Here is a 15,698-nt window from a genome sequence, read left to right on the forward strand (position 1 = left end):
CCCATGGCGCGGCTCTGCGGGATCAGCCCTGCTGGGCCATCAGCTCGTCGAAGGACACCGACTTGGCATTGACCTTCGCCTTGCCGAGCACGAAGTCCGTGACGTTGTTCTCGATCACCACCGCTTCGACTTCCGCCAGGCGGCGGTTGTCGCTGAAATACCAGCGCACGACGTCGGCCGGCTTCTCGTAGCTGGCGGCGAGCTCGTCGATGTGGGCCTTGATCTGCTCCGGCTTGGCCTGCAGGTTGTTGGCACGCACCAGCTCGGCCACCACCAGGCCCAGGCGCACGCGGCGCTCGGCCTGGGGACGGAACACGTCGTCGGGGATCGGCGCCTTGTCGGCATCCTTGATGCCGCGCTGCTTCAGCTCGGCGCGGGCGCCTTCGATCATGCGGTCGACTTCGGCCTGCACACTGGACTTCGGCAGGTCGAGTTCGGCGTTGGCGATCAGGGCGTCCATCACGGCGTTCTTGTTGCGCGCCAGCAGGCGGAACTTGACCTCGCGCTCGAGGTTGCGCTTGATGTCGGCGCGCAGGCCTTCGACCGTGGCGTCGGCGATGCCGAGCGACTTGGCGAGCTGCTCGTTGACTTCGGGCAGGTGCGAGGCCTCGATCTTCTTCACGGTGACCATGAAGTCGGCCTGCTTGCCGGCCACGTCCTTGCCGTGGTAGTCGGCCGGGAACGACAGCGGGAAGGTGCGGCTGTCGCCGGACTTCAGGCCGCGCACGGCGTCTTCGAACTCCTTCAGCATCTGGCCTTCGCCGACGATGAACTGGAAGTCCTCGGCCTTGCCGCCCTGGAAGGTCTCGCCGTCGATCTTGCCTTCGAAGTCGACCGTCACGCGGTCGCCGTCGGTCACCGCGGCGTCTTGTGCGCGCTGGGCGAAGGTGCGGCGCTGCTTGCGCAGGATGTCGAGGGTCTTGTCGATGGCTTCGCCACCCACTTCGGCGTCGATCTTCTCGACTTCGGCGCCCGACAGGTCGTTGATCTTGACGTCGGGGAAGACTTCGAAGACCGCATCGAAGGCCAGCTGGCCTTCGGGCGACTCTTCCTTCTCGGTGATGCGCGGCTGGCCGGCGACGCGCAGCTTGGCTTCGTTGGCGGCCTGCGAGAAAGCCTCGCCGACTTTGTCGTTCATGACCTCGTAGTGGACCGAGTAGCCGTAACGCTGGGCGACCACGTTCATCGGCACCTTGCCGGGACGGAATCCGTCCATCTTGACGGTGCGGGCCAGCTTCTTGAGGCGCGAATCGACCTCGGACTGGATGGTGCCGACCGGCAAGGTCAGCGTGATCTTGCGTTCGAGTTTCTCGAGGGTTTCAACGTTCACGGTCATTTCAGTCTTCCTTTTGAGGGGTCTTTTCTGCTGGTGCGCGGGGCCGGACTCGAACCGGCACGTTCTTGCGAACGTCAGGACCTAAACCTGGTGCGTCTACCAATTTCGCCACCCGCGCAATTCCAGTTTTCAGTTTTTTCAGGTGAGTACCGACGATGGCCAGGCGCCCTGGGCGCCCTGCTTTCGATAGTTCGGCAATTTGCGGCGGCAGGGCCTTCGCCCCACCCGCCTGAAATCGGTCAACCGCGTATTTTAAACGCTAACCGGAGCGATTCCTGACGGCGCCGGCGTCTCGCGCCCGACGCGGAAGCAAGCCGCGTACATCGCCGGCAGCGCCAGCAGCGTCAGCACGGTGGCGACGATCAGTCCGCCCATGATCGCCACCGCCATCGGGCCCCAGAAGACGCTGCGCGACAACGGGATCATCGCCAGCACCGCGGCGGCCGCGGTCAGCACGATCGGCCGCAGCCGGCGCACCGCCGATTCGACGATGGCGTCCCAGGCCGGCACGCCGGCGGCGCGGTCGCTCTCGATCTGGTCGATCAGGATCACCGCGTTGCGCTGGATCATGCCCATCAGCGCGATCACGCCGAGCAAGGCGACGAAGCCGAAGGGCCGGTTCAAGGCCAGCAGCGCGCCGGCCACGCCGACGATGCCGAGCGGCCCCGTGATGAAGACCAGCAGCGAGCGGCTGAAACTGTGCAGCTGCAGCATCAGCAGCGTGAACACCAGGAACAGCATGATCGGCACGCCGGCCACGATCGAGGCCGAGCCCTTGCTGCTCTCCTCCACGGCGCCCGCCACCTCGATCCGGTAGGCGCCGTCCCCGGCAGCCAGCCAGCGGGCCTCGAGCGCGCGCAGCCTCGGCAGCAGCTCGCTGGTCACGGTCGCGCCCTGCAGGCCTTCGACGATGTCGCCCTGCACCGTGATCGCATAGTCCCGGTTCCAGCGCCACATCACGCCCGGCTCCCAGCTGAACGTCGGCCTGGCGATCTGGGTCAGCGGAATCGAGCGGCCCGAATTGGTGGGCAGGTAGGCGTTGCCGATGTCCGAGATCGCCTCGCGCTCGTCCGGCGACTGGCGCAGCACGATGTCGATCAGCAGGTCGTTCTCGCGGTACTGGCCGACCGTGGTGCCGCTGAACATGGTGCGCGAGGCCTGGGCGATGGCCTGGCTGGTGACGCCGAGCGCGCGCGCCTTGTCCTGGTCGACCTCGAGCCGGATCACCTTGACCGACTCGTTCCAGTTGTCGTTGACCCCGCGCATGTTGGGGTTCTCGCGCATCAGCGCCTTGACCTCGTCGGCGTGCACGCGCAATTGCGCCGGGTCGGCGCCGACGACGCGGAACTGCACCGGGTAGGGCACCGGCGGCCCGTTGGGCAGCAGCTTGACGCGGCCGCGGGCCTCGGGAAACTCCTGCGCCAGGACGGCCGGCAGCCGCAGGCGCAGCTTCTCGCGCACCTTGAGGTCCTTCGACAGCACGATCAGCTGGGCCACGTTGGTCTGCGGGAACACCTGGTCGAGCGGCAGGTAGAAGCGCGGCACGCCGGAGCCGATCCAGCTCGTGATGCTGGAGATGCCCTCCTCCTGCTGCAGCCGGGTCTCGACGCGCTTGACGACTTCCTCGTTGGCCGCGAAGGAGGTTCCCTCGGGGAACCACAGCTCGACCAGGATCTCCGGCCGGCTCGAATCGGGAAAGAACTGCTGCTGCACCTTGCCCATGCCGGCGATGCCGAGCGCGAACATCAGCACGGTCGCGCCGATGGTCAGCCAGCGGTGCTCGACGCACCAGTTCACCGACTTGCGGAAGGCGTTGTAGAAGGGGGTGTCGAAGAGCTCGTGCGGCGGCGCGTCCGGGTCGTGCGGCTTGACCTTGAGCAGCAGCGTACCCAGGTAGGGCACGAAGTAGACCGAGACGAACCAGCTCAGCACCAGCGCGATCACGGTCACCGCGAAAATCGCGTAGGTGTATTCGCCGGTGACCGACTTGGCCAGACCGATCGGCAGGAAGCCGGCCGCGGTGATCAGGGTGCCGGTCAGCATCGGCTTGGCCGTGACGTCGTAGGCGAAGGTCGCGGCGCGCACCTTGTCGTAGCCCTCCTCCATCTTGCGCACCATCATCTCGACCGCGATGATCGCGTCGTCCACCAGCAGGCCGAGCGCGATGATCAGCGAGCCCAGCGATATCTTGTGCAGGCCGATGCCGAAGTAGTTCATCGCCAGGAAGGTCACGGCCAGCACCAGCGGGATCGTGATCGCCACCACCAGCCCGGGCCGGATGTCCACGTACCAGCCGAAGCGCCCGCCCTTGTGCAGCCCGAGCGCGACGAAGCTGACCGCCAGCACGATCGCCACCGCCTCGATCAGCACGCTGACGAATTCGTTGACCGAGCTGGCCACCGACACCGGCTGGTCCTGGACCTGCACCAGCTTGACGCCGAGCGGCAGCCGCTTGTCGATCTCGCCGGTGGCGGCGCGCAGCGCCTTGCCGAGCGCGATGATGTCGCCGCCCTTGGCCATCGAGACGCCGAGGGCGATCACCTCGCGGCCCTGGTGGCGCACCTTGATCGCCGGCGGATCGACATAGCCGCGGCGGATCTCCGCGATGTCGCCGAGGCGCAGATGGTTGCCGGAGCTGCCGCGGATCGRCATCGCGCGCAACTGCTCGACGCTGGTGAACTGGCCGCCCACGCGGACCTGGACCACGTCCAGCGGCGCCTGGACCGTGCCGGCGCTCTCGATCGCGTTCTGCGAGCCGATCTGGGCCAGCACGGCGTTGAAGTCGAGGCCCAGCTGCGCGACGCGCTTCTGCGACACCTCGATGAAGATCTTCTCGTCCTGGACGCCGAACTGCTCGACCTTGGCCACGTCCTTGACGCGCAACAGCCGTTGCCGCACATCGTCGGCGAAGGTCTTGAGCTCGGCGTAGCTGAAACCGTCGCTTTCCAGCGCGTAGATCACGCCGTAGACATCGCCGAAATCGTCGTTGAAGAACGGGCCCTGGACGCCGGCCGGCAGCGTGGAGCGCATGTCGCTGATCTTCTTGCGCACCGTGTACCAGACGTTCGCGACCTCGCCGGGCTTCGATGAATCCTTGATCTCGAAGATGATCTGCGACTCGCCGGGCTTGGAGTAGCTGCGGATCTTGTCGGCGTACGGTGCCTCCTGCAAGGTGCGCTCGAGCTTGTCGGTCACCTGTTCGGCCACCTGCTGCGCCGTGGCACCGGGCCAGTAGGTGCGAACCACCATCGCCCGGAAGGTGAAGGGCGGGTCCTCATCCTGGCCGAGCTGGAAGTAGGACGCGAAGCCCAGCAGCATCAGCACCAGCATCAGGTAGCGCGTCAGGGCCGCGTGTTCGAGGGCCCATTTGGAGAGGTTGAAGCCGGCCTTGCCGGACTCGGCGTTCTGCTGCGCGCTCATCGCGGCGTCCTCAGCGCAAAGCCACCGGCGCCACGGCGGCCGGCTGCGTTGCCGCCGCCGCAGCGGCCGCGGTCTTGTCGCGGTAGATCGACACCTTCTGTCCGGGCGACAGCACGTGCACGCCGGCCGCCACCACCAGCATCCCCGGCACCACGCCCGAGGCGATGACGGCATCGTTGCCGTCGGCCGTGGCGACCTGCACCGGCTGCGAACGCACCGTCATGCTGTCCGGGTCCAGGACCCAGACCGCGGTACCGGCGCCTTCCTGGCGCAGGGCGCTGGTCGGCAGCTTGAGCACCGGCGTGCCGCTTTGCGACAGCGCCTTGGGCCGCGCGTAGACCGTGGCGCCGAGGGCCGGCGAAGTGGCGGCATCGATCGCCACCTTCACCGCGTAGGTGCGCGTCACGGCGTCGGCGCTGGCGGCGACCTCGCGCACCTTGCCCTCGAATTCGCCGTTGGCGGCCCAGCCGCGCACCGTCACGGCCGAGCCCGGCTTGATCAACGCCGCACGGTCCTCGGGCACCGCGAAGACGACGTCGCGGGCGCCGTCCTGGGCGATGCGCACGACCGGCGCTCCGGCCGCGACCACCTGTCCCGGTTCGGCCTCGATCGCGGTCACGATGCCCGGAACGTCGGCCACCAGCGTGGTGTAGCTGGTCTGGTTGCCCTGCGCGGAGAGTTGCGCCTGCGCCTGCTCGAGCTGCGCCTGGGCGGCCTTGTAGGTGCTTTCGCGGCGCTCGAGGTCGGCGCCGCTGATGAAGTTCTGCTGCCGCAGTTCTCGGTAGCGCTTCAGGTCCGCCAGGGCCAGGTCGCGGTTGGTCAGCGCCGCCGCATGCTGCGCCCGCGCCCCTTCGGCGGCGAGCCGGAAATCCTGCGGGTCGAGCTGAGCCAGCACCTGGCCGGCCTGCACGTGCTGGCCGAGTTCGGCCTGACGACGCGCGATCTTGCCCGCCACCCGAAAGCCGAGCCGCGAGTCGACCCGGGCCTTCACCTCGGCCGAGAACTCGGGCTCGGTGCCATAGGTGCTGGCGCCGACCTGGACCACCTTGACCGCCCGCAAGGGCTCTTCGGCCGCCGGCGGCCGCGAACAGCCGGCCAGCAGCAACGCCGCCAGCACGAGCCCGGCGTGACCAGAAAAGGAAATGAAGGACGACGCGGTCATGGAGCACCCTTGAAGGAAAACGGGGTCATTAATGACCAGCCGGTTAGTAATTTAGGGTAAACGCGAATCGGTGTCAAACAAAAAGTTCCCCGCGCGACGACTGCGCGACTGCCGGGCCGCCCCAAGGCGGCCTGCGCCCCCCTCGGGGGGCAGCGACCCACACGAAATGGGGAGCGTGGGGGCCATCCAGGCCGGCGCCGGGCCGCCCCAAGGCGGCCTGCGGCCCCCTCGGGGGGCAGCGACCCACACGCAGTGGGGGAGCGTGGGGGCCACCTACGCCCGCTGGCCCATTTCCACCAGTCGGTTGTCCGGCAGCTCGAAGTAGTCGGAGGCCCGGCCCGCGTTGCGCTGCAGCCAGCTGAACAGCGCCCTGCGCAGCGGGTTCATGCCCGGCAGGTGCTCGTGCACGACGGTGGCCCGCGACACGAAATAGGAGGTCGTCATCGAATCGCAGGCCAGGCCCTTCTGGTAGGCGAGGATGCGGATGAACTCCGGCACGTCGGGCCGCTCCATGTAGCCGTGGCGCGCGGTGACCACCCAGACCCCGCTGCCGAGCGCCTCGGCCTCGATCCGTTCGCGGGCGTCGACCCGCGGCGTGTTGCAGGGCAGCACCCTGAGCACGATCGCCTGTTCGTGCAGCACCTGGTTGTGCTTGAGGTTGTGCAACAAGGCATGCGGCACCGAGTCGGCATCGGGATTGAGGAACACGGCCGTCCCGCGGACCCGGTGCGGCATGTGGGCCTCGAGCGAGCGGACGAAAGGCTGCAGCGGCAGGCGCTGGGCCTCCGCCGCCGCCAGCCCGAGCCGCCGGCCCTTGCCCCAGGTCGTGAACACGAGCATCACGCCTGCCGCCACCGCCAGCGTGAGCCAGCCGCCCTGCGCGACCTTCAGGCTGTTGGCAAACACGAAGGTGAGGTCGACCGCAGCGAACAGCAGCGCCCCGACGAGCACGGCGACCCGGTTCCAGCGCCACAGGCGCCAGGCGACCACGCCGGTCAACAGCGTGGTGGTGACCATCGTGATCGAGACCGCGATCCCGTAGGCCGCCGACAAGGCACTCGAGCTGCGAAAACCGAGCACCAGCAGCAGCACGCCGACCATCAACAGCCAGTTGACGGTCGGGACGTAGATCTGGCCGATGGTCTCGCCGGAGGTCTGGACGATCCGCATGCGCGGCAGGTAGCCCATGCGCATGGCCTGCGCCGTGATCGAGAAGGCGCCCGAGATCACGGCCTGCGAGGCGATCACGGTCGCCATGGCGGCCAGCACCACCATCGGCAACACGGCCCAGGAGGGTAGTAGACGAAAGAACGGATTGTCGATGGCGGCCGGGTTCGCGAGCACCAGCGCCCCCTGGCCGAAATAGTTCATGACCAGCGCGGGCAAGGCGATGAAGAGCCAGGCCAGCCGGATCGGCCGGGCGCCGAAATGCCCCATGTCGGCATACAGCGCCTCGCCCCCCGTGAAGGCCAGGAACACGGCGCCCAGCACCGCCAGCGACTGGGCGCGGTGCTGCACCACGAAGCCGACCGCATGGCTCGGGTCGAGCGCCGCCAGCACCTGCGGCTGCTGCAGCACCTGCCACAGCCCCGCCAGAGCGATCAGCAGGAACCACAGCAGCATCACCGGCCCGAAGATCATGCCGACCGCCCCGGTCCCCTTGCGCTGCACCGCGAAGAAGGCGACCAGGATCGCGACGGTGATCGGAATCACGAAAGGCTGCAAGCCCGGCGCCTCGACCTCCAGGCCTTCGACGGCCGACAGGACCGAGATGGCGGGCGTGATCAGGCTGTCGCCATAGAAGGTGGCCGCACCAACCAGCCCCAGCAGGCCGATGGCCTGCACGAGCCAGGGCCGGGCCGCCGGCGGGCCGGCCACCGCATTGCCGGCCAGCGCCTGCAAGGCGAGGATGCCCCCTTCGCCGTCATGATCGGCGCGCAGCACGAACACCACGTACTTCAGCGTCACGACGAACATCAGGCCCCAGAAGATCAGCGACAGCAGCCCGAGCACCGCGTCGGGCGTGAACGGCACGCCGTGCTCCGGGTTCAGGGTCTCCTTGAAGGCATAGAGCGGCGAAGTGCCGATGTCGCCGAAGACCACGCCGAGCGCCGCGACCATCACGAACGGCAGGAACGGCCGGGGCGGCCGGAGCGGCGAAGACGCGGAGGGATTCATGGTCTGCTTGGTTGTATGCATGGTCGATGCCCTTCGGCGCCGCCATCGTAGCGTGCAGGACAATCGGCGGCGTGTCATCTTCATCCCCTCCCTTGCTCGCAGCCGCGCCGACGCACTACGAGAACTTTCCCGTCGCCTCCTGGCTCTGCCCTCCCCGGCTGCGGCCGCCCATCGCCGCCATCTACGCCTTCGCGCGCACCGCGGACGACCTCGCCGACGAGGGCGATGCCGCTCCGCCCGAGCGGCTGGAGGCCCTGCGTGCCTTCCGAGCCGATCTCGCGGCCATCGCGCGCGGCGCCGCGCCTTCGCCGCGCTGGCCGGAGGTGTTCGGTCCGCTGGCCGCGGCGATGCGCGGCTTCGCGCTGCCCGAGAGCCTGCTGGCCGACCTGCTGTCGGCCTTCGTGCAGGACATCGAAAAGACCCGTGACCGCGCCGGCTACGCCGATCGGGCCGAACTGCTGGACTATTGCCGCCGTTCCGCCAACCCGGTCGGGCGGCTGCTGCTGCACCTGTACGGCGTCACCGATGCCCGCTCGCTGGCGCAGAGCGACGCCATCTGCAGCGCGCTACAACTGATCAATTTCTGGCAGGACCTGAGCGTCGACCTGCCGCGCGGCCGCCGCTACCTGCCCCGCGAAGACTGCCACGCCCACGGGCTCGCGGACGGCGACTTCGAGCGCTTCGCGCCGCTGGCGACCACCGCGCCGCCGTCCGCCGCGATCGCGCTGATGGCGAGCGAAGTCGCCTGGGCGCGGGTGCTGATGCAGGAAGGCGCCCCGCTCGTGCATCGCCTGCCCGGCCGCGCCGGCTGGGAACTGCGTTTCGTGGTCCAGGGCGGCAGCCGCATCCTCGACAAGATCGAGGCCCAGGGCTTCGACAGCTTTTCCCGCCGCCCGACCCTCGGCCGCGGCGACGCGCCGCTGCTCGCCTGGCGCGCCTTGCGGATGCGGAGACAATCAGCCGCATGAAGAGGCCCGCACGATGACCCCCGAGCAGTACGTCCAGGACAAGGCCGCTGCCTCGGGCAGCAGTTTTTATTACGCCTTCCTGTTTCTCCCGAAGCCGCGCCGCGCCGCGATCACGGCTTTTTACGCCTTCTGCCGCGAGATCGACGACGTGGTCGACGAAGTCAGCGACCCCGGCGTCGCGGCGACCAAGCTGGCCTGGTGGCGCACCGAGGTGGCCCAGTCCTTTGCCGGCCAGCCGCACCATCCGGCGATGCAGGCGCTGATGCCGCATGCGGCCGCCTACGGCATCGAGGAACGGCTCCTGCAGCAGGTCATCGAGGGCTGCCAGATGGACCTCGACCAGACGCGGTACCTCGATTTCCCGGCGCTGCGCCGCTACTGCCACCTGGTCGCAGGCGTCGTGGGCGAAGGCGCGGCGCGCATCTTCGGCCAGACCGCTGCGCAAACCACCGAGTACGCCCACAAGCTGGGCCTCGCGCTGCAACTGACCAACATCCTGCGCGACGTCGGCGAGGACGCCCGGCGCGGGCGCATCTACCTGCCGGTCAACGAACTGCAGCAGTTCGACGTCAAGGCCCACGAGATCCTGAACCGCGTGCACTCGGCGCGCTTCGTCGCCCTGATGAAGTTCCAGGCGGAGCGCGCGCAGGCCGCCTACGACGAGGCGCTGGCCCTGCTGCCGGCGGCCGACCGCCGGACGCAGAAGCCGGGCCTGATGATGGCCAGCATCTACCGCACGCTGCTCGAGGAGATCGCGCGCGACGACTTCCAGGTGCTCGACCAGCGCGTCAGCCTGACACCGGTGCGCAAGCTCTGGCTCGCGTGGCGCGTCCAGGCACTAGGCAGGCTGTGACTCGCCCCCAGGTTGGCTCACTTCGTGTAGCCGCCCACCCCCTACCGGGGGCGCAGTCAGCGGCCCGGCAAAGCCGGTTCCGCGACTGCCCACGAACGGGCGCGCTACGCGCGGCCGCAGACAGACACAGCGCGTGTTCCCTGGCCGGCGCAGCCAGGCCCGTTGGTGAAACACCGCGGAACCGGCTTTGCCGGGCCGCWGGTGTTGCCCCCGGCAGGGGGTGGGCGCCCGACACGAAGTGCGGGCAACCTGGGGGCGAGCCATGAAGCTAGCAGTGGTGGGGGGCGGCTGGGCCGGCATGGCCTGCGCGGTCGAAGCGACGCGGGCCGGGCATTCGGTCACGGTCTTCGAGGCCGCGCGCCAGTGGGGTGGCCGCGCCCGGGCGCTGCCCGCGACGCTGCCCGACGGCACGCCGGTGCTGCTCGACAACGGCCAGCACATCCTGATCGGGGCCTACACCGAAACGCTGGCCTTGATGGCGCGTGTCGGCATCGACGCCGACGCGGCCTTGCAGCGCATCCCGCTGGCGCTGCGCTTTCCCGACGGCGGCGGGCTGTCGCTGCCGCAGCTGCCGCGCTGGCTCGACCGCGCGACGCGCGGCCTGGCGCCCTTCGACGTCCTGGCCGGCGTGCTGGGCGCACGGGGCTGGTCATGGCAGGACAAGTTGTCGCTGCTCACGACCTCGACCCGCTGGCGGCGGCAAGGTTTCAGCTGTGCCGAATCGGAAACCGTCGCCGACCTCTGCGCCACGCTGACGCCGCGCGTGCAGGCCGAACTCACCGAGCCGCTGTGCCTGTCGGCGCTCAACACGCCGACGGCCGAAGCCAGCGGCCGGGTGTTCCTGCGGGTGCTCGGCGACGCGCTGTTCAAGATCCCGGGCGGCTCGCAGCTGCTGCTGCCGCGCTTCGACCTCGGCGCCCTGTTCCCCGACGCCGCCGCGCGTTGGCTCCGGCAGCACGGAGCCCGGATCGAAACCGGTCGCCGGGTGCGCGCGCTGGCACGCGACGGCGCCGGCTGGCGGGTCGACGCCCAGCCTTTCGATCGCGTGGTGCTGGCCTGCCCGCCGTGGGAGGCGGCACGGTTGGCCGCGGCCGAAGCGCCAGGCTGGGCTGCCACGGCCGACGCCTTGCGCCACGAAGCCATCGCGACCGTCTACCTCCATGGCGACGCCGTGCTGCCGTCCCCGGTGCTCGCGCTACGCAGCCGGCCGGACGCGCCGGCGCAGTTCGTGTTCGACCGCGGCCGGCTCGGCGGCCCGCGCGGCCTGCTGGCTTTCGTCATCAGCGCCAGCAGCGCGGACCGCGAGCTGCTGCAGCGGCAGGTGCTGGCGCAGGCCTGCGAACAACTCGGCCTGACCGGGCTGCAGGCGGTGCTGACGGTGGTCGAGCGGCGCGCCACCTTCGCCTGCGCGCCGGGGCTGCTTCGCCCGCCACAGCAGATCGGCCAGGGCCTGCTCGCCTGCGGCGACCATGTCGATGGCCCCTATCCGGCCACGCTCGAAGGCGCGGTGCGCAGCGCGATGGCTGCCGTGCAGGCGCTCGACCCTCAGGCGCGCCCGGCCGGCTTGCCGGCGCCGGACCAATCGGCGCGGTAGCCGGCGGCGCCCGCCGTCTTCATCATGGCATCCAGCGGGTCTCCGACCCGCGCCGAGGGCGTCGGACGAATCACCGGCGCGGCCGCAGTCCAGGCCGGCGGCGGCTGGAGCCGCGACTCGGACTCCAGTGCGATGCCATGCTTGTCCATCAGCCGGTACAAGGTCATGCGCGAAACGCCGAGTTCGCGCGCGGCGTGCGTGATGTTGCGTCCGACCCGCGTCAGCGTCAGGCTGATGACATCGCGCTCGGCCGTCGTGCGCGCGATGTCCAGCCCCATGCCGGCCACGTTCTCGACCGCCTCCAGGCCGAGATCGGCCGGCCCGATCAAGCGCCGATCGGTCATGACGACCGCGCGCTGGACGCGGTTGAACAGCTCGCGGACATTGCCCGGCCAGCCGTGCGCGAGCATCGCGGCCAGCGCCTGTCGGCTGAATCCCCTGACCCGCGTCCGGCTCTTGGCAATGCAACACTGGAAGAAGTACTCGGCCAGGATCGGCACGTCCTCCATGCGCCGGCGCAGCGGCGCGACCTCGATCGACAGCACGTTGAGCCGATAGAACAGGTCTTCCCGGAACTGCCCCACCGCGACCGCCTCGGCCAGGTCGACGTGCGACGCCGCCACGACCCGCACATCGACATGAAGGTTGCGCACCCCGCCGACCCGGCTGATCGTCTTCTCCTGCAGGAAGCGCAGCAGATTGGTCTGCAGTTCGAGCGGCAGGTCGCCGATCTCGTCGAGGAAGATGGTGCCTTCGCTGGCCGCCTCGATCAGCCCGCGCCGTTCCGACGAGGCGCCGGTGAAGGCGCCCCGCTCATGGCCGAACAGTTCGGACTGGATCAAGGTCGGCGAAATGGCGCCGCAATTGACGGCGACGAAAGGTCCGGCCGAGCGCTGCGAGCACTGGTGGATGGCGCGCGCGGCGAGCTCCTTGCCGCTGCCGCTTTCGCCGCCGATCAGCACCGGCGCCTCGGTCGCAGCGACCTTTCGGATCTGCTCGCGCAGCCGCGTGATCGCGGGTCCCTGCCCGACCATGCCGAGCGCGTCCACCGCGGTCCGGCGCGCGGCCTCGTTGCGACGCCGCAGGATGGCCCGCTGCGCCGCGTGACCGAGGATCATCTCCAGTTCGCGGAGGTCGAGGGGCAACGGCATGTGATCGAAGAAGTGCCCCAGGACGAGCTCGCGAAAGGCCGGCGATTCGAGCGCCTGGACCTCGCAAACAGCCACCCATTCAGCCCCCGGGGAAGCGGCGACGCAAGCCTCCATCGCCGCTTCGGTCACGCTCGTTTCGGCGCCGACCACCAACAGCCCGAGCGCGAAATGCCGATGCGCCTGCAGCCGCCCCGCGGCCGCCAGGTCCATGACGGCGCTGAGGTTCCAGCCCCTCGCGAGCAATTGCTCCGCCACCCGGGCGGAATGACCGCCGAGCGTCACGCAAAGAATGCTCCCTGGCTGCTGCATGGCGAGATCAGTTGTGGCTAGAACGACATGGGCACCCGGACAGTCAGCTGAAGGTCGGGCGTGTCGCGCGTCAATCCCGCGCCCACGGTCACGTTCAAGGTGGTCTTCGGGCTGTAGCGGTACGAGTAGCCGAGCAGCAGCGAGCCCAGCTGGGTGCGCACCGACCCGATCACGCGCTGGCCGTTCTGCTCTGTCGGGCCGATCGAATACAGCTCCATGCCGAGGCTGAACGACGAACGGTCGTTGATCGACAGGCCCATGCCGAAATTCAGGCCCCACACATTGCCGGGCTTGACGTCGCCGATGAACTCTCTTTCGCCGTTCAGCACCAATCGGCTGATCCCGCTGCGGGGGAAGTTGTAGGTGAAGTTGAGGCCGCCGAAGAACACCGCGGGGTCTGAAGGCAGCAGCCAGGTGATGCCCGGCTGCAGTGAATAGAAGCCCGAGCCGGTGGCCAGGTCCAGCGGCAGGCCGGTGCCCGTGGCGTTGCCGATGCAGCGCGTCACGCAATCGGTGACGACCTCGAACGGATCCTTGCCGGTCTTGGACTTGAAGCGCAGCCCGCCGATCACGTAGGGGTTGCCATCCTTGCCATCGGTGATCTGGTAGCGGGCCGCGAACTCGGCATCCCCGACGCCCTTGCCCTTGGTGTCGAAGACGTTGTCGAAGGCCGAGCCGGTGAAGATCTCGCGGCTGATGGTGGAGTCCGAGCGCGAGACATAGGGCAGCTTGGCTTCGAACTCGAGCCGGTTGGTGGCGCCCCAGCGTCCGGTCAAGGTGCCGATGAAGGTGTTGCGCTTGAACTCCCGCACATCGACCAGGCCGATCAACAGCGCCGGGATCACCGTGTAGCCCACCAGTGCGACGCGGTTGCTCGACGAATAGCCGTAGAACAAGGAGGGCTCGAAGACGAACTTGCCCTTGGGCGTGAGGACGCCGGGTTCGTCGAACAGCTGCGCATATTGCGGCGGCTGCGGACTCTCGTCGCTTGGCGCGACACCCACCTGCACCGGCCTCGCGCCGGAGTCGGCGCCTTCGCCTTCCGCCGCCGGCTTTCTGTCGGCAGTCTTCGTGGCCTCCGGGCGTGGTGCGCCGCGCGCCTCCTGGGTCGCGAGACGCTCCTGCAGTTCGCGGTAGCGAGTCTCCTGTTGTTCAGACTGCTGCTTCAGCGCGTCGATCTGCCGGCCCTGCTCCTGGACCTGCTGCTGCAGTGCCTCCATGCGCTTGTTGGCACTTCGATTCGAAGCAGCACTCTGGCTCTGAGCCGTCGCACCCGACCATGCCAGTGACGAACAGGCCAGCAATGCCAGCGCCCTGTACGGACCGAAGGTCTCCATGGTGTCCCCTCTCTCTTGGCTTCTTCGCAGGAGCGTTTCACGCCGCAGCCTAAGCGTAAAGAACAAGTACACCAAGCTACAAATTGCAATCAAAGGTAAGCGTTTTGTAGCAATTTTCGGAGCTGTCTCAGGCCTGTGGCACTTCTATCCGGCGGCTCCGTGCCCTGCGCGTGGCGCGTGGCGTCAAGCCTGGCCTCACTGCGTCGGGAACAGACCCCGAGCAAGGCCTTGCTTCCACGACATCGACTGTCACGGCGATGAGACGGATTGGGTGTCCTGTCGAAGGCCGGCGTCGATGCAAGGGCTGTCGGCCCCTCCGCGCGCAGCCGCGGCGCTACATCGAACGGCCGTCAAGGGAGTGTGACAAAGCAAGTGCTGGTTCGCCTGCCCGGGCCCGCTCTCAACGGCCCGCAAACATCGCATGGAACGCCCGCAACGCAGGCCCTCGCCTCTGAGCGCAAGGTCTTGCGAAACAAGCCGTAATTTGCTGGCATCGAAGTTGCACATGGCCCTCCGATTTGCGGCAACGCACGTCAATACCAAGCTTGTTCAACTTTCTGGAGGGTTCATGAAAAAGACACTTCTGGCTTCGGCCATTGCACTTGCCTTCGGGTTCAGTGGTTCGGTGCTCGCCAATGACACGGATCAGGACACCCATCAACGTACCGTGACGGGCAGCAACACCAGCACGAGTACCAGCACGAGTACCAGTACCAGCTCGCGCAYGAGTTCACGTACCAGCTCGAGTACCAACAAGGACTCGGGTGCTGCCGAGGCCAGTGCCGAGCGTTCTGCTGCCATCAACAATGGGTCCACCGGGAACTTCACCAACGCCTTCAACACGGCGAAGGCGACAGCCGTGAGCAAGCTGGACGGCTATGTGTCCGGCAACAGCGTGTCCAACATCGGCAACTACGCCACCAACAATGGCTCTGTCGCTGGCGGCAACGGCTATGGCGGACGTGGCGGCACGGGCAAGGGCGGCGCAGCCTATGGCACGGGCACGGGCGGCAACGGCGCCACGGGCACCGGTGCGGTCGGCGCGGTGGGTGGCAGCGCATCCAACGGCGCCATCACGCATGGCAGCGCCACGATCGGCGATTCCACGGCAGGTGACGGCGGCAACGGCCTCGGCGGCATCGCCGCAGGCCTGACCGGCAGCGGACGCGCCTCCTCCAGTGGCGGCGACGGCGGACGCGGCGGTTCGAGCGGTGACAGCGGACGCGGCGGAAGCAGCGGCAGCCTGTCCGCTGCGCTCGGCGGCAGGACCGGCGGTGGCGGCGGCGGCGGAAGCACCGGCAACACCTCGGGCGGCTCGGGTGGTTCGGGCGGTGATGGCGGCGCCCTGGGCGCCGGCGGTGCCGGCGGCGCGGGCGGTGCGGGCGGCACC

General features: G+C 68.7%; 9 protein-coding genes, 1 tRNA gene and 1 pseudogene. 4 read left to right on the top strand and 7 right to left on the bottom strand.

The window, feature by feature from the left end:
• Positions 1-22: 22 nt before the first annotated feature.
• From tig to AC1D2E_RS26940, 5 genes are all read right to left on the bottom strand, one after another.
• The gene (gene tig / locus AC1D2E_RS26920) at positions 23-1,336 is read right to left on the bottom strand and encodes a trigger factor (protein ID WP_478200225.1); all 1,314 of its coding nucleotides are present in this window, start codon (positions 1,334-1,336) and stop codon (positions 23-25) included.
• A 31-nt stretch (positions 1,337-1,367) separates the two neighbouring features.
• A tRNA-Leu gene (locus tag AC1D2E_RS26925) sits at positions 1,368-1,454 on the bottom strand.
• Positions 1,455-1,588: 134 nt separating this feature from the next.
• Complete coding sequence (locus AC1D2E_RS26930) at positions 1,589-4,756, bottom strand: efflux RND transporter permease subunit (RefSeq protein WP_478200226.1); 3,168 nt, start codon at positions 4,754-4,756, stop codon at positions 1,589-1,591.
• 10 nt (positions 4,757-4,766) lie between these two features.
• The gene (locus AC1D2E_RS26935) at positions 4,767-5,918 is read right to left on the bottom strand and encodes an efflux RND transporter periplasmic adaptor subunit (RefSeq protein ID WP_478200227.1); all 1,152 of its coding nucleotides are present in this window, start codon (positions 5,916-5,918) and stop codon (positions 4,767-4,769) included.
• 273 nt (positions 5,919-6,191) lie between these two features.
• Complete coding sequence (locus tag AC1D2E_RS26940) at positions 6,192-8,096, bottom strand: potassium transporter Kup (RefSeq protein ID WP_478200228.1); 1,905 nt, start codon at positions 8,094-8,096, stop codon at positions 6,192-6,194.
• Between the two features lie 26 nt (positions 8,097-8,122).
• Here AC1D2E_RS26940 and hpnC point away from each other — a divergent pair, with 26 nt between their 5' ends.
• The 3 genes from hpnC to hpnE all read left to right on the top strand — a co-directional run bounded on the left by hpnC (position 8,123) and on the right by hpnE (position 11,511).
• Positions 8,123-9,064 (top strand): squalene synthase HpnC, encoded by a 942-nt coding sequence (hpnC, locus tag AC1D2E_RS26945; protein WP_478200229.1) that lies wholly within the window; start codon positions 8,123-8,125, stop codon positions 9,062-9,064.
• A gap of 13 nt (positions 9,065-9,077) precedes the next feature.
• On the top strand, positions 9,078-9,917 hold the full coding sequence (gene hpnD, locus AC1D2E_RS26950) for a presqualene diphosphate synthase HpnD (protein WP_478200230.1): 840 nt from the start codon (positions 9,078-9,080) through the stop codon (positions 9,915-9,917).
• Between the two features lie 262 nt (positions 9,918-10,179).
• Positions 10,180-11,511, top strand: a complete 1,332-nt coding sequence (gene hpnE / locus AC1D2E_RS26955; protein WP_478200231.1) for a hydroxysqualene dehydroxylase HpnE — start codon at positions 10,180-10,182, stop codon at positions 11,509-11,511.
• Here the strand turns inward: hpnE and AC1D2E_RS26960 are convergent.
• On the bottom strand, positions 11,463-12,971 hold the full coding sequence (locus tag AC1D2E_RS26960) for a sigma-54 interaction domain-containing protein (RefSeq protein ID WP_478200232.1): 1,509 nt from the start codon (positions 12,969-12,971) through the stop codon (positions 11,463-11,465). The genes hpnE and AC1D2E_RS26960 overlap by 49 nt on opposite strands.
• A gap of 17 nt (positions 12,972-12,988) precedes the next feature.
• The gene (locus AC1D2E_RS26965; RefSeq protein ID WP_478200233.1) at positions 12,989-14,308 is read right to left on the bottom strand and encodes an acetate kinase; all 1,320 of its coding nucleotides are present in this window, start codon (positions 14,306-14,308) and stop codon (positions 12,989-12,991) included.
• 568 nt (positions 14,309-14,876) lie between these two features.
• Between AC1D2E_RS26965 and AC1D2E_RS26970 the strand changes: the two are divergent.
• A pseudogene (locus AC1D2E_RS26970) lies at positions 14,877-15,698 on the top strand (hypothetical protein); the annotation flags it as partial.

The organism is Variovorax sp. P1_H2, from assembly GCF_056405295.1.